Raw genomic sequence first — 24,021 nt, 5'->3', positions numbered from 1 at the left:
ATTGCATCCGATCCGAACCTCGTCTGGCACTACGACAGCGATGCCGCGCCCGACCATGAGTGTGAGCTCTTGGTCATCGGGGCGGGGCCGGCGGGAATCGCCGCGGCAACTCAAGCAGCGCAACTGGGCATAGATACTCTCCTGCTCGACGAACAAGTCGCGCCCGGGGGGCAAATCTACAGGTCCATCACCGCCACGCCGGTCGTCCAACGCCAAATTCTTGGCGAGGACTACTGGCATGGCGCTCCTCTCGTCGACGCATTTCAGCGCTCATCGGCGCGCTACCAGGCCGGCGCGACCGTCTGGGCGATCGTACCCAAGACCCCTGACCGCCAGCAGTACGAAGTCGCGTTCTCGATTGCGGGCAAGGCGCAGCGGCTTCACGCCAGGCACATCCTGCTCGCCACCGGTGCGCACGAGCGTCCCTTCCCTGTGCCGGGCTGGACCCTGCCCGGCGTCATGACGGCGGGGGCAGCACAAATCCTGTTGAAATCAGCCGCGGCAGTGCCCGGCGGCCACACCATTCTGGCGGGCTGCGGGCCGCTCCTGTATTTGATCGCCTGGCAATATTTGAATGCTGGCGTGAAGATCGACGCTCTTTTGGACACCACACCCAAAGGCAGGATGCGCGCCGCCTTGCCCCATGCGTGGGGGTTCCTGCGCTCCCCTTATCTGAACAAGGGCCTGCGTCTGCTTCGTACGGTCAAGTCAGCCATTCCCATCGTTAAGAGAGTCAGCTTGCTGGAAGCGCTTGGCGAGAACAAGATTGAATCTCTACGTTATGCCGCAGACGGTGTCGCCCACACGATAAAAGCCGATCACCTGCTGCTGCATCAAGGTGTCGTCCCCAACATCAATCTCTCAAGCGCTCTCGGCATCGAACACGACTGGAACAACGCCATGGCGTGCTGGGAGCCACGAGTCGACGGGTGGGGCGCAACCATGCTCAGGGGCATCGGTGTCGCAGGCGACGGCGCTGGCATCGCCGGCGCTTTGGCGGCCGAATATCGTGGTCGGATCGCAGCCTTGCAGGTGGCCATGGCACTCGGGCGCATCGATATGCACGAACGCGACCGGTTGGCCGTTCCGCATCAACGGGCATTGGCGCGCGCGGTGCAAGGACGGGCATTTTTCGACGCCCTGTATATGGCGCCGGTTGGTTTTCGGCGCCCCCGGGGTGAGGTCATTGTCTGTCGCTGCGAAGAAATTACCGCCCGGCAGGTCCGCGAAACAGTTGCGCTCGGCTGCCAGGGTCCCAATCAAATGAAAGCCTTTTTGCGTTGCGGCATGGGCCCTTGCCAAGGACGGTTTTGCAGTTTGACGGTGACAGAACTGATCGCGGACGAACGAGGTTGCGATCCTAGCGAAATAGGAAGTTACCGGATACGTTTTCCTACCAAACCAGTCACCGTTGGCGAGCTAGCCTCCTTGCCACAAACCGAAGCGTCCCAGCGCGCGGTCATCCGGTTCAAGTCGTCCAACGGGTGAGAGCATCTTTTTTTTTACCAACCAGAGGAATCCATCCATGAGTGCCATTGTTCGAAACGACCCCAACCCCCGTCTGGCTCGCAGTGTCGTGCACGGCAACACAATCTATCTGACGGGGGTCAGCACCACTGTCGGCAACGACATCGTGGCGCAAACCCAGGAAGTGCTACGCCGGATAGATGGATATTTGACTGCGGCGGGCAGTGATAAAACCCGCGTGCTCCAGGCCACTATCTGGCTGAAGAACATCCAGCGCGACTTTCCAGGCCTGAACGAAGTGTGGGTCCCTTGGATCGGCGAGAACGTACCTGCACGATCGACCTGCCAGGCGGAACTGGCGGAAGACGCCGAACTTGTCGAGATCACCATCATAGCGGCGATTTAAAGCGCTGATCGACGGAACGCGCCGATTCACGTACTCATTCTGCAGTACATGAATGTTATACGGCCCACCAGCACCAGGCGGACTATCAGTTGTCGAAAAAGGGGAATACATTATGAAAAAAAATGCCTATGCAATCTCGGTTGTTCTTTCCGCACTGTGCTGCGCGCCGTTGACAGGCGTACACGCCCGAACGCTGTTCGTTGCTGCAAACGGCGGATCGACTGAGAAAACAATGAAGGAAAAATTGTTTCCGACGTTCGAAGCCGAGAACCCGGGCGTCACGCTGATACAGGTCACCGGCACCTCCACGGAAACCCTGGCCAAGCTGCAGGCGCAACGCAACAAGCCCGAGATCGGCGTCGCGCTGATCGACGATGGCCCCATGTATCAGGCGCTGCAACTGGGGTTTTGCGATCCGATCGCCGCCGACGCCTATGAAGGCCTCTATCCCTTGGCCAACATGAGCGGCAAGGCCGTGGGGGTTGGACTGGTCGCGACAGGGCTGGCCTACAACACCGATGCCTTCAACAAGTTGGGTCTACCGCCCCCGACTTCGTGGGAAGCGCTGGTCGACCCCAAGTTCAAACAAAAAGTCGTCATCCCGTCGATCACCAACACCTACGGCTTGCACACGCTGGTGGTATTCGCCAGGTTGCGCGGCGGCAGCGAGAAGAACATCGATCCGGGATTCAAGGCGATGATTGACGAGGCAGGCAGCAACGTAGTGGCCTGGGAGCCGGCGCCAGGCAAACTGGCCGAAATGTTCCAGAACGGCAGCACCATTCTTGCCGCGCACGGCAGCGGCCGGGTGCAGGCGCTCAAGGCTACCGGCTTTCCGGTGGAGTTTGTCTATCCGAAAGAAGGTGCCGTCGCGCTGCAGGTCGCAGCATGCCCCATCGCTAAGAGTCCAGAGCCCGAGCTGGCACAGAAATTCCTCAAGTTCCTGCTGCGCCCCGCCTCGCAAGTCATTCTGGCCGAAAGCGAGGGTTGGGGGCCCACCAATGTTTCCACCAAGTTGAGCGACGACATCGCAAAACGCGTTCCCTATGGCGCCGAAGCGGTGAGCAAGATGCAGGCTCTCGATTGGGCTGCCATCAATGCGAGTCGCAGTGCATGGACTACCCGCTGGAATCGCACCGTCGAACGTTGATTGCGCTGTAGAGGACTTGCCATGAGCTATCTGACACTGAACGGATTGAACAAACGCTACGGCGATCTCACCGTGGTCGAAGACGTCGGCCTGGAGGTGGCGCAGGGCGAGTTCGTATCGCTGTTGGGGCCTTCGGGCTGCGGCAAAACCACCACGCTGCAGATGATTGCCGGTTTCGTCGAACCCACGCGCGGCAGGATTCTGCTCGAAGGCCACGACATCACCGGCTTGCGTCCCGAGAAGCGCGGAATGGGAATCGTGTTCCAGAGCTATGCGCTCTTTCCGCACATGACCGTGGCCGAGAACATCGGCTTCGGTCTGGAAATGCAGGGCATGGCAAGTGCTGAGCGCAAGCGTCGAATCGATGATACGCTCGATCTGGTGCGTTTGAGCGGCCTGGGCGCACGTTACCCGCGCAATCTGTCGGGCGGACAACGCCAGCGTGTGGCGATTGCCCGCGCGTTGGCGATTCGTCCCAAGGTGCTGCTGCTCGATGAACCCATGTCCAATCTGGACGCAAAGCTGCGCGAAGAAATGCACGGTGAGTTGCGCGGCATTCAGAAAACCCTGGGTATTACGACGATCCTGGTCACGCATGATCAGGTTGAGGCGATGACGATGAGCGATCGTATCGCCGTCATGAATGCCGGTCGCCTAGTGCAGGTGTCGGCCCCGTTCGATGCATATGAGCGACCGCAGTCCGCGTTTGCCTCGGGCTTTCTGGGCAAGACCAATTGCATCGACGCAAGCCTCGTGCAACGGCATGCGTTGTGCTGCGAAGTGCAGGCGGGTGCGCTTGCATTGAAGATCCCCCACGGTGGACTGCCCTGTCCGGAGCAGATACAGGTGTACGTGCGTCCGGAGAAGATCCGGCTTGTACCTGCCAACGAAGCACGCGTCACCAGCATCGTGCGTACACGCATGTTCCTCGGCAGTCATTGGGCGCTGGAAGTGGAAGGCGAATTGGGCCGCCTGCGCATCAGCGTGCCTAATGTGGGCGTGGCACCTGCGGCCGAAGGCGGTCAGGTGTACCTGGGCTGGCAAGACGACGATATGCGCATGCTGGCCCCGGAGGCCAACCATGGCTAGCGCTCATCCGGTCGTCGCTGTGCTTATCCGTCCGCGTTTCAACCCGGTTCCGCTGCTGCTCTCGGCACCCGCCCTGTTGTTGTTCATGGGCTTGCTGTTGCTGCCCCTGGCGCTGACGGCCGTATTGTCGTTCTCGGTCTACGACAGCCAACTGGGTGTCGGCGAGGGCCATACGTTCGCCAACTACATGGCGGTGCTGACCGACGATTATTACCACGAGATTTTCACGCGCACGCTATTGATGTCGCTGACGGTCACGGTCTTGTCTGTCGTGCTGGGCGTGCCCGAGGCCATCATTCTGTCGCGCATGCGCAGCCCCTGGCGCGCGATTTTTCTGGTGATCATCCTGGCGCCCCTGCTCATCTCGGTCGTGGTGCGTACGCTGGGCTGGGCGATCCTGATGGGCAATGAGGGCTTGATCAACACCGGCCTGCTGAACCTCGGACTGATCCCGTCACCGATGAAATTGCTCTACACCATGACCGGTGTGACCATCGCCCTGACGCACGTGCTGATTCCGTTCATGATCATCTCGATCTGGGCCTCTCTGCAAAAACTCGATGACTCGGTGGAAAACGCCGGCCTGTCGCTTGGTGCATCGCGCGCCACGGTATTGCGCAGGGTAGTACTGCCGCAAATCATGCCGGGCATTTTGTCCGGCGGCATCATCGTGTTCGCGCTCTCTGCGTCAGCCTTCGCCACGCCGGCAATCCTGGGCGGCCGACGCCTCAAGGTCGTGGCCACCGCCGCGTACGACGAGTTCACCGCCACGCTGAACTGGCCGTTGGGCGCCGCCATCGCCGTGCTGTTGTTGGCAGGCATGCTCGCCGTCATCCTGGGCAGCAATCGCATTATCGAACGGCGCTATGCGCAAGTGTTCGAGAGCTAAGGAGCGACGACATGCAAAAAAATGGCTGGCTGGGTCTGGCGTTCCACGCGCTTTTCATCCTGTTCATTCTGGCGCCGCTGGTGGTCGTGGTGGCTGTATCATTCACCTCGCTGGGCTATATCTCCTTGCCCGCCGCCGGGTTGTCGCTGCGGTGGTTCGAGGAGATTCTGGCGCAACGGCAATTCATCGCTGCTTTTCTGATGTCGGCATGGCTGGCGCTGGTGGCCGCTTCGGTGGCCACCATCATGGCGGTGCCTGCCGCACTGGCGTTGGCGCGCTATCGCTTCCCGGGGCGGGGGGCGCTCACCGCATTTTTTCTGTCACCATTGATGATTCCACACGTGGTGTTGGGGATCGCCTTTTTGCGGTTCTTCAATCTGGCCGGGCTATCGGGATCATTCGAATGGCTCTCGCTCACACACGTGATCGTGGTTTTTCCGTATGCGCTGCGGCTCACACTGGCGTCGGTGATCGGGCTGCCACGCGATACCGAGCTGGCCGCGATGTCGTTGGGCGCGAGGCCTGCCACAGTCTTTCGTCGCATTGTGCTGCCGCTCATCATTCCGGGGGTGGCGGGCGGCTGGATGCTGGCGTTCATTCAGAGTTTCGATGAGGTGACCATGACGATTTTTGTGGCCACACCGGGCACTACGACTTTACCGGTAGCGATGTACAGCTATATCTCGCAGAGTATCGACCCCCTGGTCGCCTCGCTGTCTACAGTGTTGATCGTAGCCACGCTTATCGTCATGTTCTTGATGGACAGGTTGGTTGGCCTGGACCGCGTGTTGGTCGGAAATGGTTGAGGGTAGGCGGTTCATCCGGATGCGGCCATGACAGCTTATGTTCATAGGATAGTGGGATTGGGCGCGTCACCGTAGACCTGCTTCGGGTCAAATGTCTTCTCAGCCTCTGTGTAGATCAGTGCATCGCCGTCCTTGCGCGCCTGACCAATGGGAACCCGCCGGTAGAAGCAGGAACGGTAACCTACATGACAGCTCGCTTTTGTGCCTGCGATACTTACACGCAGCCAGACGGCATCCTGATCGTCATCGATACGAAGCTCCTCGATCCGCTGTATGAGGCCGCTGGTGGCACCCTTGCGCCAGAGCGTTCGGCGTGAACGGCTCCAATAGTGCGCCTCACCGGTCTCAATCGTCATGCGCAACGCTTCGGCGTTCATATAGCCTAACATTAGTACTTCGCCGGTCTGCATGTCCGTGGTGACGCAGGCTATCAAGCCGTCGCGGTCGAACTTGGGGGCAAGGACATGGCCTTCTTCGACCTGCTCAATCGAGATCCTGGGCGCGAATCCGGTATCTGAACGTTGGCTCGTTTGCGGATTGGGTTCAGCCCGCTCTGGGTGAATGTCTCGATTCATCATAATGTCCTTATCGTGTTGTCTGCGGATCCAGAGCGATGCTCGCAATTGGTTTTCATGCAGCGTCCATAGAGAATGAGCGTATGGTCATACAGCTCAAATTCCAGCCTTCGCGCAATACGGCGCTGCCCTTGCCCGATCGCCTGATCCCGAAACTCTTTGACCAGTCCACAGTCCGTACAAACCAGGTGGTCATGATGCTGCCCGTCGTCCAGTTCATAGAAGGCCTTGCCGGTTTCAAAGCGTGCCTGCTTGAGCAGGCCAGCTTGCTGCAACTGCGCAAGCACGCGGTAAACAGTTGCCAAGCCGAATTGAAAGTCGCTCTCCAATAGAAGGCGGTATACGTCTTCGGCGGACAGATGTCGTTGACCCGTCTCTTCGAAGATGTCCAGAATGCGTAGGCGGGGCAGGGTCGCCTTCAGCCCCGCGTCTTTTAGATCTGCTGATTCGCTCATGTACTCTCCTGGCGAGAGTGCTTATGGGTGGCGCGCTGAGCTGAACGTGCTGCGGCGGCCTCCAGGAACTCAATGGCGCGGCCCTGTGGTTGGCCCACCAGCGCTTCGTCCCGCATGACGACGGCACCCCGCACGGCAGTCGTTACAGGCCAGCCTAGCACCTTCTGGCCATCATACGGTGTCCAGCCCGCCACGCTGGCAATCCAACCATTTGTGATGTGACGGCGCGCCGATAGATCGACCAGCGCCAGGTCAGCGTCGTAACCCACCGCAATCCGCCCTTTGCCTGCCAAGCCGAAAATTCGGGCGGGCCCGGCGCTGGTCAGATCCACCAGCCGCTCCAAACTCAGCCGGCCTGCATTGACGTGATTGAGCATGATAGGTAGCAAAGTTTGTACACCGGTCATGCCGCTGGGGGAGTCGGGATAAGGTTTCGCTTTCTCCTGCCGTGTATGAGGGGCGTGATCGCTGCCCAGCACGTCCACAATTCCGCTCCTGATGGCTTGCCAGAGGGCCTCCTGATGGTGGCGCTCGCGCACGGGTGGATTCATCTGCGCAAGACTCCCTAAGCGTTCATAGCAGTCCGGAGCGCTCAATGTCAGATGATGCGGCGTCACCTCGACGCTGACACGGCGCTTGTGCTCCGATAAAAACACCATCTCCTCGGCGGAGGATACGTGCAGAATGTGCAGGCGGCGGTCCACTTCGGCCGCAAGGCGCACGATCCGCCGTGTGGCCGACAACGCGCTCGAGACGTCACGCCACACGGGATGCTGGCATACATCGCCGCTGGCTTGCGCCAGCGCCTTGCGCTCGCGCAGTCGCGTTTCGTCTTCGGCATGGATGGCCATGCGCCGGTGGCCGCGACGGACGATGCGGCGCAGCACGGCTTCATCGTCGGCTAGCAGGTCGCCAAAGGAGCTGCCCATGAAAACCTTGACACCGGCGCAGCCGGGCAGACGCTCCAGATCGGCCAGCTGTTCGGCGTTCACCGCCGAACCTCCGATGTAAAAGGCATAGTCGCACCAGGCGCGGCCTTCGGCGTGATCGAGTTTGGCTTGCAGGTCGGCAGCCGTCAGCGTCAAGGGGTTCGTGTTGGGCATCTCGAAGACCGATGTCACACCACCGAGAATCGCCCCACGGGTACCCGCCTCAAAGGTTTCCTTATGTGTCAGGCCGGGTTCGCGAAAATGGACCTGGCTGTCGATGACACCTGGCAGCACATGCAGGCCGGTGGCATCGACCGTATCGTCGGCGGTCCAGCCGGCGCCATCCAGATCAACGATGCGACCATCCAGGCAAACGACGTTGCAGGCTGTCCGGCCGCTTGGGGTCATGACCGTGCCACCCCTTACCAATAAGTCAGCATGGCGCCGGCGTAGCCGATTCCCTACATCTGTGTGCAAGCTCATCGTGGTATCTCTCCGTAGGCGGGCAGGGTTTGAATACGTGGGCCGTTTTGTGAAGCGCCCACCGTGAAGCCGTAAAGGCTTTGAAAGGCCATGCCCGATAAGCCGAACGCCTCATGAATGACGTCATCGAAATAGCAGCCAATATGCAAGGTCCGCTCGAAATCAGCCAGCTCGGGCAGATGAGCTGCACGCCGGGCGCAAGCCCGTCCACGCGGCAGATTCATGTCGACCTGCATCGTGCCGCACTGCCAGTCTCCATCCATCCGTACCGCCATGGCGGTGCTGAGCTGATCGTGTGCGATCTCTTTCAGTATCTGGAAGGCCGGCAGGATGGCGTCCTGCGCCACGTGGTCCGCTGTGATGTCGTTCATGGAGGCTCAGAGTTCATTTTGGATGGTCTTGTAGCCTAAGACCAGGCTATTATTGATACGCGCCACGTCTTCGGAGAATTCGCTGGCGTCGGCCGAGGTACGGGGGAAGCTGGCCAGGTCCGTCGTCGCCCCGATACGTTCGGTGGACGGCACGTGGAATTTCGGCGGCAGGTGACAGCCGTCGACCACGGCGTTGTAACGGACCACACAGCCGTCCTCCACCGTACAGTTGAACAGCACGCTGTTGAATCCGATGAAGACGCCGTTGCCCACACGGCACGGCCCATGAACGATGGCGCGGTGGGCGATCGACGTGCGTTGGCCGATGGTCACCGGCGAACCGGATTTGGCGTGGATCACCACGCCGTCCTGGATATTGGAGTGGGCGCCGATCACGATCGGCGCAAGGTTGCCTTCGTCATCCACCTCGTCGGCCCGGATGACGGCGTAGGGGCCAATGAAGACGTTTTCCTCGACCACGACTTTGCCGCACAGGATGGCGGTCGGGTCGACGAAGGCGCTGTGGTGGACTTGAGGCAGATCGCCGCGGGGATTCTTACGGATCATGGGTTCCTGGAGGGTAAATTGCGCGGTGGGCCGTTTGACGCCACGGCATGCGGGGTTGGTATTGGGCCAAGCGAGTCGACGTGCCCGTGTTGGCCGCGCCAGCCAAGCAGCACCCGCTGCAATAGCGCGAGATGGGGGAACTCCACCAGCATGCCGATGACGATGGCGGCATAGACCAGCGGCTGGCCGGGTAGCGCCACCATTGTCACGGCGAGCATCAGCGGTGCATTGCGGGCCGCGATGGTCATGGTCAGCAGGGCGTGTTCGGGATAGGCGAGCCGGCCCAGGCGGCTGATCGCCTCGCCGAGCAAAAAGGTGGCGACGAAGAAGACGAATACCGCCAGCAATACCCAGCCGAACACGGCGCTGTGCTGGAGGATGACGGCGATGTTGCCGGCGAAGATCTCCACCACCAGCAGTGCGATGACCCAGGGCGTAGCGAGGTCTGCCCAGCGCAGCAATCGGTCGAACCGCTCGGCGACGAGTAGCCGGCGCAGGAAGTAATGGGCCGCCACCCCCACGGCGAACGGCAGAAAAAACCAGTGCAGCAGCGTGCTGCCGATGACGTCGGCCTGGACAGGAACGGCGTTGCGCGTGAAAAGATAGAGATAGACCGGATACAGCAGAAGCTGCAGCACCATATTGATCGGGATGAGGACCGCGCCCAAGGCAACGTTGCCGCCCGCGAGCCGCGTGAAACCCAGGAACCAGTCCGTGCACGGCGACATGAAGTAGATCACCAGCCCGACCATGAACAGGGGGTATGCCGACAACGCGACCGAGGCAATGGCGTAGCCGATGACGGGAACAAAAAGGTAGGTGGCAAGCAGGGTCAGGCCCAGAAAGCGCAAATTGCCCCAGGCGCGCACGACGGCCTCGAAGCGCACGCCGAAGAAAAGCAGCGCGACCAGCATCAAAAGCGTACCGTCCACGTAATTGCCCAGCGCCTCGCCGGCCGCTGGCCGCTGGTGGCCGACGACTGCGCCACCGAGGATGCTGGCGACGAGCAATACGGAAATCCACGATGATCGGGCAATGTTCTTGAGAGCGCTCAGCATTCGCAGCCCTCGCAGCATTCGCTGTTGCCGAATGGCCCCCAGGCGCCGGCGCCGATTTTCAACGTGCTCGTGTCCCGATCCAGGCACTGGCCGATGCTGTCCGCGATCAAGCCGAAACGCTGGCGAAACTTGTAGATGAAGCAGTAGATGCGCGAGTCGTGGCGCACCTGCGGGCCGACCAGGAAGAGGCCCGGGGTGATGGTCGATTCGTCGGCTTCGGACAGCACCACACGCCCGTCCCCGTCCCAGTCCCAGAGTTCGGCGATCTGCTGGGCGCCGCCGCCTTTGACAAATCCCGTGCCCAGAATGGGGGCCTGCTTTTCATCCCAATACCGGCCGTCGCCCGCATGAATGCGAAAGCCACCGCGGTCGTTCTGCGTCACCCCGATCACGTCGACCCCGAAGAGGATCTCCAGCCTGCCGGTATCGACCGCCTCGTAGAGCCGCTGCCGGGTGTAGGGCGAGAGCGACAGGCTAGGGTCGTGCGGACTTTGCGGGTCCCACGTGGATTTGCGCGCGAGCAGCCGTACCTTGCGCCCGAGCTTGACCAGGCTGACCGCCGCGTCCACGCCGCTCTCGTAGCCGCCGATCACGGTGTAGCGGCGGGCCTTGAAGGTTGACCAACCAGCGACTTGGGCGTAATGCGGGCACCATTGGGCCCCAGGGAAAGGAGCCAGATCGGGAAATTGAAATTCGCCCGTCGCCCAGATCAAGAAACCCGCCTGCAGCCTGCCCCTAGGGGTATCCAGGATGAAGCCGCCGCCTGGCACCGCCGCCACCGCTTCCACCTTGCAATCGCTGGCGATGGGCAGCTCATGCCCCTTGGCGATGAAGGTCAGGTACTCGGCGTACTGGGGGCCGCTCAGATGCTCGGCGCCGGCGTGAATCGCCGGCGAGCTGGGCTCGTTCACGGCGTTCAGGTCCGCCAAGCCGAAGGGGTTGCTGTGAAAGGAGGGCGTGATAAAGCGGGTCTGCGCCGGCCAGCGCCGGAACGATTCGCCGACGCGTCCGGCCTCCAGCACGCCATACTTCAGCCCCGGCACTTTCTGCAGCGCCAAAGCCATGCCTATCCCGGCGGCACCGGCGCCGACGATGGCGACATCCAGGCGGTGCATCAGGCGTTCCTGTTTTTGGCGCCGCCCTGGCGGGCCTTGAAACGAGGGTTGGACTTGCAGATGATGTAGATGCGGCCGCGGCGGCGCACCACCTGGCAATCGCGGTGGCGGGTCTTGGCGTCTTTCAGGGAGGAAAGGACTTTCATGCGGGGCTCCTTTGTAAGCAAAATGGAAGAATCAACAGGTTGGCTTCATGGCGTATCGGTCTTTATTTCAAGGTGGACAGGATCTGGCTCGCGGATCAGTGGGGTAGTTTTTCCGCCCCGCGTCTCGGCGGCACCGGGTCGTAGCCGCCTGGGTGCCAGGGGTGGCAGCGCCCGACCCGGCAGACTGTCAGCCAGCCCCCCCGCAACGCCCCGTGCGTGCGCAGCGGTTCCTTGGTGCGCGTCAAGGTGTTGTACAGATGGATTGCGGGCATCATGCGGCAGCCTCCCGCGCCTGGGGCAAGACATTGCGAAAGGCCCGAAAGGTGTCTTCTATATTTTGACGGCTCACATCCCGGGTGATGAACACCAGCCGCGAGCGCCGATCCGCGCTGGGCCAGGCCGGGAGCGTCGCGGGGGGATGAAAAATATGCTGCACACCGTGGATGACCACCGGCTGGTCGCTGCCTTCGATGTTCAGGATGCCCTTGACGCGCAGGATATTCTCGCCGACGAAACTCATCAGCACCTCCAGCCACGCGGCCAGCAGATCCTCGGGAATTGGTTCGTCCACTGCGAAGCAGAATGCGCGGATGTGATCGTCGTGGCGATTGACATCGTGGTGATGGTGGTGGGCCTCGTGCTCTTGCTCGTCATGCCCATGATGATGGCCGTGCTCATCCTCATAATGGTGGTCATGGGCGTTGCCGACTTCCTTGCCACGGTGATGCGTGTCGTCCGTGTATGCTTCTTCGCGCAGCCAGCGCTCGACGTCGGGCGCCTTGCCCTCGGTCGAGAACAGTCCAAGGTCCAGCACTTTGGCCGCGGCGATTTCGCCGTGGCGCACCTCCCAGCGCGGCGCGGCCGGGTTGATGGCGTCGAGCCGGCGCAGGAGCGCATTGCGCGTCTTGGCATCCACCATGTCCGCCTTAGTCAGCAGCAGGCAATCGGCGATCGCGGCCTGGCGCACGGCCTCTACGTGGCGGTTCAGGGTGGCGTTGCCGGTGGCCAGGTCAAGGGTTGTCACGATGCCGTCCAGGCGGTATCGGTTGACCACCTGGGGGTGGGTCATCAGCGTGTGGACGATCGGGGCCGGATCGGCCAAGCCCGTGGTTTCAATCACCACGCGGTTGAACTGGCGCTGTCCGTTGCGCGAGAAGCGCCAAGTCATGTCCGATAGCGTCTTGACCAAATCTCCCCGTATGGTGCAGCACAGGCAGCCGCTGCTCATTTCCATGACGAGGTTTTCGGCACTATGGGTGAACAGCAGGTGGTCCAGGGAGATTTCACCGAACTCATTGATGATGACCAGCGCGTCGGCCAATTCGGGCTGGCGTACCAGGTGGTTGAGCACCGTGGTCTTGCCGCTGCCCAGAAAGCCGGTCAGCAGCGTAACGGGTATGAGAGGGAAGGTAGAATGGTTCATGCTTATGCTCGATCAGTTGGCGGCATGCCCCAACCTGTCAGATGTATTCATATTGTTGATGGATGGCTGCCGGCTGTATTGCACAGCGAATTCGCGCATGCGCTCGACCATGCCGGCCAAGCCCGTGGCTCGCTGAGGCGATAAATGATGGTGCAGCCCCATTGCTTTGAGACACCAGGGGGAGGTCGTCAACACGTCGGAAAAAGTTCTGCCGGAATAGAGACGAAACAAGAGCGCCATCAAGCCTGCGGCGATCAACGAATCGCTTGTGCCGGTGAAGTAAATGCGGCCATCCCGGCACTCAGGCTTTAACCAGGCACTGGCTTGGCAGCCATGCAGCTTGTACCGGTCGATCCGGTATTCTTGCGCAAACCCCTGCAGCGTCCTTCCCAGATCGATCAAGTATTGGTAGCGTTCCGGCCAATCCGGCATGCAAGCGAAGGCCTGAACCAGCTCAGTCTGGATCGTTTCCTGATCAATATCCGGTTGCGGTTGCGGAGATGCCACCATGCGTATGATCAACTCAGAATGCGGGTTGACGTTCAGGCCACTGGGCGAAGGGGGATGGCCACTGTTGCCAGCCCTCCGGACCCAAGGCCATTTCCTCATCGGTCAGCAGACAGGCATCGAAGTGCGCGCGCAGCGCGCTCTCGTCCATGTCCATGCCGATCAGAACGAGTTCCTGGCGCGCGTCGCCCACACGCTCATCCCATTTTTCGCGGATCAGACGGACGGTTTCCGGGTCTTGCGGCCAGCGCTCTGGCGGCATGGCCGCCCACCAGTAGCCAGCCGGGCCGTGCCGGACGATGGCGCCTGCTTGTGACCAAGAGCCGGCCAGCGTGGGATGACTGGCCAGCCAGTAAAAGCCCTTGGAGCGCACCACGCCAGGCAATTCGCTTGCGACATAATCATGGAAGCGTTGCGGATGAAACGGCCGGCGCGCGCGGTAGACGAAGCTGCGGATACCGTATTCCTCGGTCTCGGGCGTGTGGGTGCCGCGCAGTTCCTGCAACCACCCCGGCGCCTTGGAGGCTTCCTGGAAATCGAACAGGCCCGTGGCCAGCACGCGATCCAGCGGCACCTTGCCGAACTCGGCCACCTCGATGCGCGCCCTGGGGTTCAGCTTGCGCAGAATCGCCATCAATCGTTCGCGCTCCTGCTCGTCGATCAGATCCACCTTGTTGAGCACGAGGACGTCGCAAAACTCGATCTGTTCGATCAGCAAGTCCACCACGGTACGCTCGTCTTCTTCGCCCAGGGATTCGCCACGTTCTTGCAGGCTGTCGCGCGAGCCGTAGTCGCGCAAGAAGTTGTAGGCATCGACCACCGTCACCATCGTGTCCAGGCGAGCCACCTCGCCCAGGCTGCGGCCGTCTTCCCCCTCGAAGGTGAAGGTTTCCGCGACCGGCAAGGGCTCGGAAATGCCGGTGGATTCGATGACGAGCTGGTCGAATCGGCCCTCCTTGGCCAAACGGTCCACTTCAAGCAGCAGGTCTTCGCGCAAGGTGCAACAGATGCAGCCGTTGCTCATTTCGACCAGCTTCTCGTCGGTGCGGGACAGTTCGGCCCCGCCTTCGCGGACCAGCGCGGCGTCGATATTGACCTCGGACATATCGTTGACAATGACCGCCACGCGCCGTCCCTCCCGATTGTTCAGGATGTGGTTGAGCAGCGTCGTTTTGCCCGCACCGAGAAAGCCGGAGAGGACGGTGACGGGCAATCTGGGGTCAGGTAGAAAAGTATTTGGATTCATCGCTCGATATCTAAAGGTGCTGTTCGATGACCGCAGGACGAAACTCGAATGCGCGGCCGTTGGCCAAACGTTGGACGGTTACAGGGAGTTTTTTTATCCGCAGCGCGGAAGGGGCTGACTTTCATCGTTATGGTTCATATAAGGTTGTAATCGGAGTATCAATGAGCGCCCGCTGCCCGGTTGCCTTGCGTGTTCGCTACGCTGACGCAGGCCGAGCACAGTCCCCGAATTTCCACTGCTGTGCTGGCAAGCACAAACTTCCGGCCCTGCGCGCACTGGCTCACACGCTTCCCGAGGTTCGAATCGGAGAGTTCATCGACGTGTCCGCAGTTGTCGCAAATGGCAAATAGCGTGAACGCCTGCGACGCATTAGCGCTGCGTGGGATGTAGGCGTTGATTGACTCCAGACGGTGGACTAAACCATGTTTGATCAACTGAGCCAGGATGCGGTATATCTGAATAGGCGTCTTGAAGTCCTCGTTACGCAAGCGGTCGAGCAAGGCATACGCGCCGAGCGGAGCTTCTGCACGTCGAAGGGCCTCGAGCACACGCTGTTGCTTGGCGGACAATCGCATTGCAATCCTTGAACAGTTCGAAGAATGAGTCCTATCGGGAGGCATATGTGTCTGTTATGTTATAACATAACACTATTGTAGTGGCAATCACACTGTCACTGATAGATGCTGATGCTTAGATCGCGGATCGCGCAACGCGGATGACGGGTTATCCCGGCTAGTACGGTGCGCCGTTACGCGCAAAGTCTCTTAATAGACGCTGCGAAGCCGTCACCGAACCGCCGCCACGGCGAAAGGCTGACGCTTCCCCGCATGCCGGCTATTCGGCGCATTGGCCGTCCCCTTGGGCTGCGATCCGGCATCGCCTTTGTCGAGCGCGCAGCCCCAAACCGTTCAGAACTCCATGCGTAGATTGGCCGACACCGTTCGCCCGGGCGAAGTGTACGCCGCAAGCCGGGCATCGTTGCCGGTCAAGCCGCTCACCACCGACCAATCGTAGTATTTGCGGTCAAAGAGGTTGAATACCGCAAGGTTGAGCGTGGCCTGCTTGCCCAGGCGCACGTAGCCAGTCATGTCGACTGTCGTGTAGCCGGCGGTGGTCAAAGGCACCGGGGCCGTGGGGCCGGTTTGCGTGAGCTCCTCGTTGACCCGTTTTTTGGCCGACACGAAGTTGCCGATCAATTGACCGCCGTACTGGCCGCCGGAGGCGTCCCAAGCGAGACCGGCGACCAGTTTGAAGGGCTGCACGCTATTGAGGGGCTGGTCATTGCTCAGGTCATTGCCCACTGACCATTGCGCCGCGCCAATCAGGCGCCATCTGTCCTTGCTGTCTATCCACTGATTCAAGGACAGGGAGCCTTTGGCTTCAACGCCGTAGATCTCGACCTCGCCAATGTTGCGCGACTGAAAGCGCCGGATGGCGCGCGGGCCGCCGCTCGCCCCGGGTGGAATATAGGCGATCATCTGGGTGTCGATGAAGTCCTTGTACCGGTTGTAAAACCCCGTCAATTCATAAGTACCCAGATCGGACTCGCCGCGAACGCCCAGCTCCATGCCCCGGCTGCGCTCGGGCTTCAGATCGGGCGAGGGGATGAAATCGTGGATGAAGGTGGCCACTGGCACTTGCCCAATCCGGTTCAACTGATCGTAAGTCGGCATCCTGAAACCCGTGACGTAGTTTGCGTAGACGACCTGCTTGGGGCGCCATTCGTAACTGAGTCCTAGCCGCGGCGTAATTGCGCTTTTCGATAGGCCCACCGGCACGCTGTTGGCCACATTGGCGTTGGCGAACTCAGCATCGGGCTTGGGGGAAAGCTTGTAGTAGTCGTAGCGTACGCTGGGCGTGAGTTTCAAGCGTCCGTCGCCGAAAGATATCTCGTCCTGGATGAATAGGCCGACGTTGCGCACGTCGGTGTCGGGCGCGATCTTGCGCGGATAGACCTCGCCGTCGACCACGTTGGTGGGGGCGCCGCCGGCGGCCGCGCGCTGGCTGGCATCGTTGTAGAAGCTGATCGATTTGGACAGCAGGTCAACGCCGCCCACCCAGCGGTGTGTGGTGGCGCCAGCTGTGGCGCGCCCGTCGAGTTGGAACGAACCGGACCATTGCGGCTCGCGGTACGAGAGCAGGGTATCGCGCAGCAGTACCGGCGCCGCGCCCGGTGGCTGACGGTTTTCGGCCGTGCGCTCTTTGCTCGTGCTGCGCTGATAGTCGATCTGCGCTCTGAATGTGTCGAACCATCCGGCATTGGCGTCCCAGCGGTAGGCCAGGCCCAGGCGCGAGCGTGTGCTGTCGTCGTCAGCGGTGCTGCGGTTGATGCGCGTGCCTCCGGCAATCGGCACCGCGAGCGAGTCCTGGCCGGTCTTGGCGCTCTGGTTGTAATGTTCGCCGGTCAGCGTGAGGGTCTGCGCCGAACCCAGATCGAAGATGGATTTGAGCAGCACGTTCTGCTGACGGATGTTCTGTGGGTTTGGCTGTACGCTGCTGTCGTTGTTTTCCAGCTCATGGCCTTCGCGCGTGGTCACCGAGATCAGATTCTGCGTAGGGCCGGCTCGAAACGCCAGATTTGCATTGGCTGACCGGCTGTTGTCGGCGCCGTCGTAGCCAATCGAGGCATTGCCCGCGAAGTTTCGCGTGTCATCCAGAAAGTCGGTGGGCGAAAGAGTGCGAAACAGCACGACACCGGCCAGCGCGTCGCTGCCGAACAGGCTTGAGGCCGGACCGCGCAATACTTCCACGCGCGACAGCGAGGCCGGATCCAGCTTGAGCTGGCCCAGATTGGCGCCGGCGGCCACGTAGCCGTTAGGCAGGCGCACCCCATCGACCAGCATGGCCAGGCGCTGCCCGCCAATGCCGCGCACTTCTATGCCCGCTTCCGCGCCCCGGCCGCGCGGCTCGCGCTTGACGGCGATGCCGGGCTCGTAGCGGAACAGTTCCCGAAAATCGGTGACCAGATTGTCCTGGATCTGCGTTTGGTCAATGACGCTGATGGTCGCCGCAGTGGTGAGGGCATCGGTAGCCTGGCGGGTGGCGGTCACGACCACGGGAGCCAGTTGCGCGGCGGGCGCTTCTGGCCTGGTGGCATTGGCGGAGAGGCTGCTTTGCTGCCCCTGGGCGCCGCCCGAGAAAGTGCTGGCGATGGCCAGGGCAAGAGGAGTCCAGTGGTGGGGTCGAATCATGAGAGCTCGTAAGAGGGTGTTAAAAAATGCTATGTTATAACATTGCATTTACATAAACGGAAGCGCATTGATGATTCGCGTAACATGGTTGGAGCGATACAGAGCGGGGCGGAGGCGCTCGCGCCGTGCGATCGGGTGGGGGTTGGCGGCGGCGCTGCTGCTGGGTCTGCTGGGGGCAGCCTGGCATTATTGGCTCGCGCCGACCCGCGTAGCGCTGGTCAACTATCCGGACTTTCAGGCCGCGCGGATTGTTCAGGCGCGTCCGAATGCGCTGATCCGCGTCGATCCATTAACGACCGACCAGCTGGATGGCATCCAGGGCTATGACCTGGCGCTGGTCTTTGGCCGCGGACTCAAGCTCGATGACGCTCAGCTCGAACGCTTGCGTGCAGCGCCGCTCAGCGGCACGCCTGTCTATGTGGATGGCGCAACCGACCCTCGCCATGATGTGACCAGCCTCAAGGGCGCGGACCTGGACGCGGTCTCGGGCTACCTGCGCAATGGGGGACGGCGAAACTATGCGCAATTGCTGAACTACGCGCGCCGCGTGTTCGATGGCAAGCGCCTATTTTCCGCCGACGTGCAGCCACCTCAGAAAATGCCCAAGGACGTGTTTTTCGGTCTGGAAGAGCTTGCGGTGTTTACCGACTTTCCGGCTTTTCAGGCATGGCACCGCCAGCAGCCCGGTTGGCGCGCGGGCCGGCCGCGCCTGGCGCTCTTGACCAGTGTGCCCGGCCCCTTTAATGCCAACCGCGAGCACGTCGATGCGGTGATCCGTGCGTTTGAAGCCAAAGGCTTTGACGTGGTGCCGATCTCGGCAGTGGGCAAGCGCCTGGCTCTACTGCAGCAGGTGGATCCGGCGGCGGTCGTGTACATGCCGCATGGCCGCTTGACCCTTGGGCAGGCCGACGAGGCCCAGGCCTGGCTCGCCAAGCGCAATATCCCGCTTTTCGCACCGTTGACGATTTTCGACGAAGAGAGCGAATGGCTGCGCGACCAGCGCAGCTATGACGGGGGGCTGTTGACCATGTCGGTGACGCTGCCCGAACTGGACGGGGCGATCGCCCCCATGGTGATTGCGGCGCAGGCGCGTGACGCGAACGGCTTGAAGGTGTTCCGCGCCTTGCCCGATCGCCTGGCGCGCTTTGCCAGCCTCGTGCAGCGCACGGTAGCTCTCAAGGACCTGGCCAATGCCGACAAGAAACTCGCCATTTATTACTACAAGGGCCCGGGCCAGAGCGCGCTGACGGCGGGCGATCTGGAGGTCGTGCCATCCCTCTATGCGCTGCTGACGCATTTGAAAGCGCAGGGTTATCGTGTCCAAGGGCTGCCCGATACGGTCGAGGGGTTCGCAAAGCTGATTCAACAGCGCGGACCGAATATCGGCCCCTATGCCAAGGGCGATTTCGCGGCCTTTGCGCGCGAGGCGCAGCCGGCCTTGGTGTCCGCCGACCAGCTTGGGGAGTGGTGCGGCACGAGCCTCGCGCAGTCCTTGTGCGACCAGGTCGCCCAGCAGTTCGGGCCGGCGCCGGGCAGTTATCTGCGCCTGGATGACAAGGTCGCCGTGGCACGCGTTCCGCTGGGCAATGTCGTGCTTTTGCCGCAACCTTTGCCCGGTATCGGGGACGATACGTTCAAGCTGGTCCACGGCACGAATCTGGCGCCGCCCTGGCCCTATGTCGCCTCCTACCTCTGGACGCGCAATGTGTTCCAGGCCGATGCCATCATGCACTTTGGCACCCATGGCAGCCTGGAGTTCACCCCCTGGAAACAAGTGGGCTTGTCCGATCGCGACTGGTCCGATGCGCTGATCGGGGAAACGCCGCACACGTATCTGTACACCATGGGCAATGTGGGCGAGGCTATGATTGCCAAGCGCCGCAGCTACGCGACCATCGTGTCGCACCTGACGCCCCCGTTTCGCGAGGGCGGTGCGCAGGCGGGCGCCAAGCAACTGGCCGACCGCCTGCAGGCCTGGGACAGCGCCGAGAGTGCCGCATTGAAGGCCGAGTACGCCAAGGATGTGCAGCGCGAGGCCGTGGCCCTTAAACTGAACGAGGATCTGCGCTTGCCGGCTGATACCGCCTGGAGCGCAGACCAGTTGCATACGCTGGCCGACCATCTTGAAACCGTGGAGAGCGCCAAGATCACGGCAGGTTTATATACCCTTGGTACTGCGTATTCCGCGCAGGACCAGCGCGGCTCGGCGCGGTTGATGGGGCTGGATGCCCTGATCCAGGCGCTGGCCGAACTGGATGTGGCGCGCGGCAAGGCGCAGCGCGCACAGCTCGATAGCGCCCAATGGCTGGCCAAGCATTATCGGGGTCAGGCCGACACATTGATCGCTGCTGTCAGCGCGGCGGGCCCTGAGGCAAGCGCCCAGGTGCTGGCAAGTATTGTCAGCCCTTCGGAACTGCAGCGCGCCCAAGCCTGGGAGCGCGCGCAACAAAAGCCCAGCGACGATGAGCTGGTCAAGGGCTTCATGGCCTTGGGCGCCTCGCTCTCATCCGAGCCCAGTCCAAGCCTGGCGGGTGCTGCTGCGCCCGACGATGGCGGCCTGCGGCAACACCTTGTCCGCTCCGTGTCAGATCCGGCCAAGCGTGCGTTCCTCGCGGCCTTGCGATCGGACCAGAAATTCAAGCAAGCCCTGCGCACGCTCGACCCGCAGGCGCTGGAGAAAGCCCGAAGCGTGGCCCGTGCCATCCCCGCGATGGCCCAGGGGCTCGACATTGCGGCCGATCGCGACGTGCGCGCGCTGCTGCTCGCCATGCGCGACGACCGGGTCCGCGCCAAGGTGCTAGCCTGGCTGGACGATCCTGGCGTGCTGGCGCGCGCGCGGGAACAGGCCGAGCAGGCGCGCCAGGCCTTGGCCGAGCGCGCGCGCGCCGAACTGCCTGCGCTTGAGCGCATGAGCGAGCAGGCCTCGGGCCAACAAGTGGGTACGATGCCTGCCGTGCAGCTTCAAACCACGTTGGCGGCAATCCGTTACTGGCGCGAAGCGCCGGCGCTGCCTGACGACCTGCAAACCCGCCTCGGGGCCGCGCAGCCTGGACTGGCGAGGATGCAGCGCGAGCTGGAACGGGAGTTGACCCAGCGCGAGGATCAGGAGCGCGAGTTTGCGCAAGCGGTGCTGACTTTGCGCGATCGGCTCGCGGCGATCCCCACCTACCAGAAAATGCTCGCAGAGAGTCCCGGGCGAGAACTTGCCGCCTTGGATAATGCCCTGGCCGGCGGGTTCACCCGGCCATCGTCGGGCGGCGACCCGATCGTCAACCCAGCCGCGCTGCCCACGGGCCGCAATCTGTTTTCCATCGACGCCGAGAAAACGCCTTCGGAGCAGGCGTGGCGGGTCGGCGTGCGCCTGGCCGATCAGTTGCTTGCTGAGCACCGGGCGGCACACGGCGGCGCCTGGCCCAGGAAAGTGGCGTTCACGCTATGGGCCGGCGATTTCATCCAGAGTGAAGGGGTGGCGCTGGCACAGGTTCTCTACCTCCTGGGGGTAGAGCCGGTGCGCGATCCGTTTGGCCGTATCGGGGGGCTGCGGCTGATTCCCGGCGACGAGCTCGGGCGTCCGCGCATCGACGTGGTTGTGCAGACCTCGGGCCAGTTGCGCGATCTGGCGGCGTCCCGCTTGTATCTGATCAACCAGGCGGTGGCGCTGGCCGCCAGCGCGCGCGGTCAGGACAACGCCGTGGCGCGAGGCGTTCTGGCGGTGGAGCGCCAGCTCAAAGACCAGGGCCTGTCGCCGGCCGACGCCCGGCGCTATGCCGCGGTCCGGGTGTTCGGCGGAGTCAACGGCAACTACGGCACGGGCATCATGGGCATGGTCGAGGCGGGAGACCGCTGGCAGGACGAGTCCGAGGTGGCGCGCACCTATCTGAACAACATGGGAGCGGCGTTCGGAGAGGGCGACCTGTGGGCGGCCTTTCAGCCCGGTGTCTTCGAGGCGGCGCTGGCCGGCACCGAGATGGTGGTGCAGCCTCTGCAATCCAATACCTGGGGCCCGATCTCGCTGGATCATGTCTACGAGTTCATGGGCGGGCTGAACCTGGCGGTGCGCCAGGTCACCGGCAAAGAACCGGCGGCGTACTTCAGCGATTTGCGCAATCCCTCGCATCCCGTTATGCGCGAGGCCGGCGCGGCGATCGCCATCGAGGCGCGCTCGACCCTGCTCAATCCGGCCTACATCGAGGCGATGGCCCAGGGCGGGGCATCCTCGGCCGAGACATTTGCCGAGACCTTCCGCAACGTGTATGGCTGGAATGTGATGAAGCCGTCGGTCATCCCGCCCGCGCTGTGGGACGCGCTGTACCAGACCTATGTCGAGGATGCGCAGAACCTGGGACTGCGGGGTTTTTTCGAGAAGGCCAATCCCTTTGCCCTGCAGGAGATGACCGCGGTAATGCTGGAGACGGCGCGCAAGGGATACTGGCAGCCTGATGCGCAAGCGTTGCGCACGGTTGCGCGCCTGCACGCTGATCTGGTCGGGCGCTTTGGCGCGAGCGGCACCGAATTCGTCAATGACAACCGGGCGTTGCGCGGCTTTATCGCGCAACAGTTGGACCCCTTACAGCGCAGGCCCTACGAGGATGCGCTCCAAGAGTCTAACGAGGGAGGCTTGATCGATACCGATGCTGGCGTGGTATTGCGAAAAGAGGGCGATGCCGCCGAGCCGTCGCGGGCCGTTGACAAGGCGGGTGAAAAGCCGGTTTCGGCCGCAAAAACAGACACCGCGGCGCCCCAGCCCGCATGGCGCAGGCTGGCCGTGCCGGTCAGCGCCGTGCTTGGGCTTTTGCTGGCGCTCGCGACGGCCATCGTCTGGATGCGCCGGCGCCACGCGAATCCGGGGAGCGGGTCGTGAGCCTGGTCCACATTCCCATGCTCATCCTTGCGACCGTTAGCCTTGTGCTGGCGGCAACGCAGATGGCGCAGTTGCGGCCGCTGGCCTTGCTGGCGTTGGCCCTGGCCATCGCGGGCGGCGTGCTATTGACCGGCGAGGCGGCAAGCCGCACGAGCCTGGCCGAAGTCAGCCGCTGGCTATCCGACCCTCAAAGACGGCTGGACCTGTCGGCGCTGCTGCTGCTCGAGGCGCTGCTTTTTGGCAGCCACGCGGTGATGGCCGCGCAAGGTGGAACTGGCCTGTTATGGCGCATCGTGGGCGGGTTTCCTCCGCCATCCATGCTGCTTGCGCTTTTCTTCGGACAGGTGGCGGCCATGTTGACGGTCGATGGCATGGACTACGGTCTTGTGTCGTGGGTATGCGCCACCACGTTCGGGGCGTTGTTCGCGGTCTGCGTCCTTTTTCTGCGTTGGCTATTGCCGGACCAGCTCATGCGCTCCGGCCTGCGCATTGTGCTGCACGTGGCGCAGGCGGGAGCTGGCCTCTGGTTGGCAAGGCCTGCGCAAGGCATGCCTGCGGACCCCGCGCCGGCCATGTGGGGGCGGCTGGGCGTTGTAGCCGCCGTGGTATTTGGATTAATGGCGCTCGGCTGGCTTTGGCAGCGCCGCTCTACTTGGAATCGATAAATTGGAACAGTTGATACAGACCCTTTCCTGGATCGCCGCCGCCCTGCAAGTGCCGGTCGTGGTCGCCATTCTCTACCTGCTCGCGCGCGGTCTGCTGGCCTTGGGCGGGTTTTATGGCCTCTGGTCGGATCGGCAGCGCTGGCGCCGCCGCATCGGCGCGGACAATGACGGCCACCTGCCCGAGGCCAGCATCGGCACGCTGGTTGCGGCGCTGGGCGGTGGGCGGCGCCAAGCTCAGCCGTTGCAGCTTGCGGCGGCGGCCCTGCAGCAGGCTCCCACCGACGCCGCCTGGCACGAGCGTGTCATCACCGCGTTCGAGCTGGACACGGATCGGCAATTGGGCTTGTACCGCACTATGACCCGCATTGGGCCTTTGCTTGGTTTGATGGGAACCCTGATCCCGCTGGGCCCGGCGCTGGTTGGCTTGGCTTCGGGCGACATCAGCCTGCTGGCGCGCAAGATGGAGGTCGCTTTTGCCACCACCGTCGTGGGCCTGGTGATCGGCGCGATGGGATTCCTGCTGCACCAGAGCGCGAGCCGCTGGGCACTCGATGATCTATCGCTGCTGGAATTCCTGAGCAGCAAGCTGCGAGAAAAACCATGAGCCGGCGCCGTTCTGTGC

General features: G+C 62.4%; 23 protein-coding genes. 9 read left to right on the top strand and 14 right to left on the bottom strand.

Features of this window, described 5'->3' with window-relative positions; translation table 11 throughout:
* The first annotated feature begins 69 nt into the window (after nt 1-69).
* The 6 genes from BUB23_RS00300 to BUB23_RS00275 all read left to right on the top strand — a co-directional run bounded on the left by BUB23_RS00300 (nt 70) and on the right by BUB23_RS00275 (nt 5,807).
* A complete protein-coding gene (locus BUB23_RS00300; protein WP_245801141.1) occupies nt 70-1,488 on the top strand; it encodes an FAD/NAD(P)-dependent oxidoreductase in 1,419 nt (472 codons plus the stop codon).
* Nucleotides 1,489-1,525: 37 nt separating this feature from the next.
* Nucleotides 1,526-1,873 (top strand): RidA family protein, encoded by a 348-nt coding sequence (locus BUB23_RS00295; RefSeq protein ID WP_073100889.1) that lies wholly within the window; start codon nt 1,526-1,528, stop codon nt 1,871-1,873.
* Nucleotides 1,874-1,985: 112 nt separating this feature from the next.
* Complete coding sequence (locus BUB23_RS00290; protein ID WP_073100887.1) at nt 1,986-3,023, top strand: ABC transporter substrate-binding protein; 1,038 nt, start codon at nt 1,986-1,988, stop codon at nt 3,021-3,023.
* 21 nt (nt 3,024-3,044) lie between these two features.
* A complete protein-coding gene (locus tag BUB23_RS00285; protein WP_073100885.1) occupies nt 3,045-4,112 on the top strand; it encodes an ABC transporter ATP-binding protein in 1,068 nt (355 codons plus the stop codon).
* Nucleotides 4,105-5,001: an ABC transporter permease gene (locus BUB23_RS00280; RefSeq protein ID WP_073100883.1), complete on the top strand. Its 897-nt coding sequence runs from the start codon at nt 4,105-4,107 to the stop codon at nt 4,999-5,001. Before BUB23_RS00285 ends, BUB23_RS00280 begins: the two co-directional genes overlap by 8 nt.
* Before the next feature lie 11 nt (nt 5,002-5,012).
* The gene (locus BUB23_RS00275; RefSeq protein ID WP_073100881.1) at nt 5,013-5,807 is read left to right on the top strand and encodes an ABC transporter permease; all 795 of its coding nucleotides are present in this window, start codon (nt 5,013-5,015) and stop codon (nt 5,805-5,807) included.
* Between the two features lie 41 nt (nt 5,808-5,848).
* Here BUB23_RS00275 and hisI read toward each other — a convergent pair whose 3' ends face one another.
* The 14 genes from hisI to BUB23_RS00205 all read right to left on the bottom strand — a co-directional run bounded on the left by hisI (nt 5,849) and on the right by BUB23_RS00205 (nt 17,873).
* On the bottom strand, nt 5,849-6,385 hold the full coding sequence (gene hisI, locus BUB23_RS00270; protein WP_245801114.1) for a phosphoribosyl-AMP cyclohydrolase: 537 nt from the start codon (nt 6,383-6,385) through the stop codon (nt 5,849-5,851).
* Nucleotides 6,382-6,837: a ferric iron uptake transcriptional regulator gene (gene fur / locus BUB23_RS00265; RefSeq protein WP_073100879.1), complete on the bottom strand. Its 456-nt coding sequence runs from the start codon at nt 6,835-6,837 to the stop codon at nt 6,382-6,384. The genes hisI and fur overlap by 4 nt, the downstream gene beginning before the upstream one ends.
* Nucleotides 6,834-8,249 carry a dihydroorotase gene (locus BUB23_RS00260; RefSeq protein ID WP_073100878.1) on the bottom strand — a complete coding sequence of 472 codons (1,416 nt, stop codon included), beginning with the start codon at nt 8,247-8,249 and terminating at the stop codon, nt 6,834-6,836. The genes fur and BUB23_RS00260 overlap by 4 nt, the downstream gene beginning before the upstream one ends.
* A complete protein-coding gene (locus BUB23_RS00255) occupies nt 8,246-8,620 on the bottom strand; it encodes a hypothetical protein (RefSeq protein ID WP_073100876.1) in 375 nt (124 codons plus the stop codon). Before BUB23_RS00255 ends, BUB23_RS00260 begins: the two co-directional genes overlap by 4 nt.
* Nucleotides 8,621-8,626: 6 nt before the next feature.
* Nucleotides 8,627-9,187 carry a gamma carbonic anhydrase family protein gene (locus BUB23_RS00250; protein ID WP_073100874.1) on the bottom strand — a complete coding sequence of 187 codons (561 nt, stop codon included), beginning with the start codon at nt 9,185-9,187 and terminating at the stop codon, nt 8,627-8,629.
* Nucleotides 9,184-10,245: an arsenic resistance protein gene (locus tag BUB23_RS00245; protein ID WP_073100872.1), complete on the bottom strand. Its 1,062-nt coding sequence runs from the start codon at nt 10,243-10,245 to the stop codon at nt 9,184-9,186. Before BUB23_RS00245 ends, BUB23_RS00250 begins: the two co-directional genes overlap by 4 nt.
* Nucleotides 10,239-11,360 (bottom strand): NAD(P)/FAD-dependent oxidoreductase, encoded by a 1,122-nt coding sequence (locus BUB23_RS00240; protein WP_073100870.1) that lies wholly within the window; start codon nt 11,358-11,360, stop codon nt 10,239-10,241. Before BUB23_RS00240 ends, BUB23_RS00245 begins: the two co-directional genes overlap by 7 nt.
* A complete protein-coding gene (gene ykgO / locus BUB23_RS00235) occupies nt 11,360-11,506 on the bottom strand; it encodes a type B 50S ribosomal protein L36 (protein ID WP_073100868.1) in 147 nt (48 codons plus the stop codon). The genes BUB23_RS00240 and ykgO overlap by 1 nt, the downstream gene beginning before the upstream one ends.
* A gap of 95 nt (nt 11,507-11,601) precedes the next feature.
* Nucleotides 11,602-11,781, bottom strand: coding sequence for a membrane protein insertion efficiency factor YidD (locus BUB23_RS00230; RefSeq protein WP_073100866.1), 180 nt, complete (start codon nt 11,779-11,781; stop codon nt 11,602-11,604).
* Complete coding sequence (locus tag BUB23_RS00225) at nt 11,778-12,929, bottom strand: CobW family GTP-binding protein (protein WP_073100864.1); 1,152 nt, start codon at nt 12,927-12,929, stop codon at nt 11,778-11,780. Before BUB23_RS00225 ends, BUB23_RS00230 begins: the two co-directional genes overlap by 4 nt.
* A 12-nt stretch (nt 12,930-12,941) precedes the next feature.
* On the bottom strand, nt 12,942-13,439 hold the full coding sequence (locus BUB23_RS00220; RefSeq protein ID WP_073101591.1) for a SufE family protein: 498 nt from the start codon (nt 13,437-13,439) through the stop codon (nt 12,942-12,944).
* A gap of 13 nt (nt 13,440-13,452) precedes the next feature.
* Complete coding sequence (zigA, locus tag BUB23_RS00215) at nt 13,453-14,682, bottom strand: zinc metallochaperone GTPase ZigA (protein WP_073100862.1); 1,230 nt, start codon at nt 14,680-14,682, stop codon at nt 13,453-13,455.
* A gap of 158 nt (nt 14,683-14,840) precedes the next feature.
* Nucleotides 14,841-15,257 (bottom strand): Fur family transcriptional regulator, encoded by a 417-nt coding sequence (locus BUB23_RS00210; protein WP_073100860.1) that lies wholly within the window; start codon nt 15,255-15,257, stop codon nt 14,841-14,843.
* A gap of 333 nt (nt 15,258-15,590) precedes the next feature.
* Nucleotides 15,591-17,873 carry a TonB-dependent hemoglobin/transferrin/lactoferrin family receptor gene (locus BUB23_RS00205; protein WP_073100858.1) on the bottom strand — a complete coding sequence of 761 codons (2,283 nt, stop codon included), beginning with the start codon at nt 17,871-17,873 and terminating at the stop codon, nt 15,591-15,593.
* A gap of 70 nt (nt 17,874-17,943) precedes the next feature.
* Here BUB23_RS00205 and BUB23_RS00200 point away from each other — a divergent pair, with 70 nt between their 5' ends.
* Genes BUB23_RS00200 through BUB23_RS00190 form a run of 3 tightly spaced genes read left to right on the top strand, consistent with a single transcriptional unit; the run spans nt 17,944 to nt 24,003 of the window.
* Nucleotides 17,944-22,734 (top strand): cobaltochelatase subunit CobN, encoded by a 4,791-nt coding sequence (locus tag BUB23_RS00200; protein WP_084135597.1) that lies wholly within the window; start codon nt 17,944-17,946, stop codon nt 22,732-22,734.
* Nucleotides 22,731-23,399: a hypothetical protein gene (locus tag BUB23_RS00195; protein WP_073100855.1), complete on the top strand. Its 669-nt coding sequence runs from the start codon at nt 22,731-22,733 to the stop codon at nt 23,397-23,399. The genes BUB23_RS00200 and BUB23_RS00195 overlap by 4 nt, the downstream gene beginning before the upstream one ends.
* Nucleotide 23,400: 1 nt before the next feature.
* Nucleotides 23,401-24,003 (top strand): MotA/TolQ/ExbB proton channel family protein, encoded by a 603-nt coding sequence (locus tag BUB23_RS00190; protein ID WP_073100853.1) that lies wholly within the window; start codon nt 23,401-23,403, stop codon nt 24,001-24,003.
* Nucleotides 24,004-24,021: the final 18 nt, after the last annotated feature.

It is taken from the genome of Pollutimonas bauzanensis, assembly GCF_900129885.1.
Taxonomy (GTDB): Bacteria; Pseudomonadota; Gammaproteobacteria; order Burkholderiales; family Burkholderiaceae_B; genus Pollutimonas; species Pollutimonas bauzanensis.
Note: the sequence above shows the minus strand (reverse complement) of the source record. Positions and strands in the feature narration are given on the sequence as shown.

Coding starts and splice junctions, on each gene's coding strand:
- BUB23_RS00230 (WP_073100866.1), bottom strand. CDS start 11,781: ATGATGCCCGCAATCCATCTGTACAACACCTTGACGCGCACCAAGGAA.
- BUB23_RS00210 (WP_073100860.1), bottom strand. CDS start 15,257: ATGCGATTGTCCGCCAAGCAACAGCGTGTGCTCGAGGCCCTTCGACGT.
- BUB23_RS00295 (WP_073100889.1), top strand. CDS start 1,526: ATGAGTGCCATTGTTCGAAACGACCCCAACCCCCGTCTGGCTCGCAGT.
- BUB23_RS00255 (WP_073100876.1), bottom strand. CDS start 8,620: ATGAACGACATCACAGCGGACCACGTGGCGCAGGACGCCATCCTGCCG.
- fur (WP_073100879.1), bottom strand. CDS start 6,837: ATGAGCGAATCAGCAGATCTAAAAGACGCGGGGCTGAAGGCGACCCTG.
- BUB23_RS00260 (WP_073100878.1), bottom strand. CDS start 8,249: ATGAGCTTGCACACAGATGTAGGGAATCGGCTACGCCGGCGCCATGCT.
- BUB23_RS00280 (WP_073100883.1), top strand. CDS start 4,105: ATGGCTAGCGCTCATCCGGTCGTCGCTGTGCTTATCCGTCCGCGTTTC.
- BUB23_RS00285 (WP_073100885.1), top strand. CDS start 3,045: ATGAGCTATCTGACACTGAACGGATTGAACAAACGCTACGGCGATCTC.
- BUB23_RS00290 (WP_073100887.1), top strand. CDS start 1,986: ATGAAAAAAAATGCCTATGCAATCTCGGTTGTTCTTTCCGCACTGTGC.
- BUB23_RS00250 (WP_073100874.1), bottom strand. CDS start 9,187: ATGATCCGTAAGAATCCCCGCGGCGATCTGCCTCAAGTCCACCACAGC.
- BUB23_RS00220 (WP_073101591.1), bottom strand. CDS start 13,439: ATGGTGGCATCTCCGCAACCGCAACCGGATATTGATCAGGAAACGATC.
- hisI (WP_245801114.1), bottom strand. CDS start 6,385: ATGATGAATCGAGACATTCACCCAGAGCGGGCTGAACCCAATCCGCAA.
- BUB23_RS00245 (WP_073100872.1), bottom strand. CDS start 10,245: ATGCTGAGCGCTCTCAAGAACATTGCCCGATCATCGTGGATTTCCGTA.
- BUB23_RS00240 (WP_073100870.1), bottom strand. CDS start 11,360: ATGCACCGCCTGGATGTCGCCATCGTCGGCGCCGGTGCCGCCGGGATA.
- ykgO (WP_073100868.1), bottom strand. CDS start 11,506: ATGAAAGTCCTTTCCTCCCTGAAAGACGCCAAGACCCGCCACCGCGAT.
- BUB23_RS00225 (WP_073100864.1), bottom strand. CDS start 12,929: ATGAACCATTCTACCTTCCCTCTCATACCCGTTACGCTGCTGACCGGC.
- BUB23_RS00275 (WP_073100881.1), top strand. CDS start 5,013: ATGCAAAAAAATGGCTGGCTGGGTCTGGCGTTCCACGCGCTTTTCATC.
- BUB23_RS00205 (WP_073100858.1), bottom strand. CDS start 17,873: ATGATTCGACCCCACCACTGGACTCCTCTTGCCCTGGCCATCGCCAGC.
- zigA (WP_073100862.1), bottom strand. CDS start 14,682: ATGAATCCAAATACTTTTCTACCTGACCCCAGATTGCCCGTCACCGTC.
- BUB23_RS00200 (WP_084135597.1), top strand. CDS start 17,944: ATGATTCGCGTAACATGGTTGGAGCGATACAGAGCGGGGCGGAGGCGC.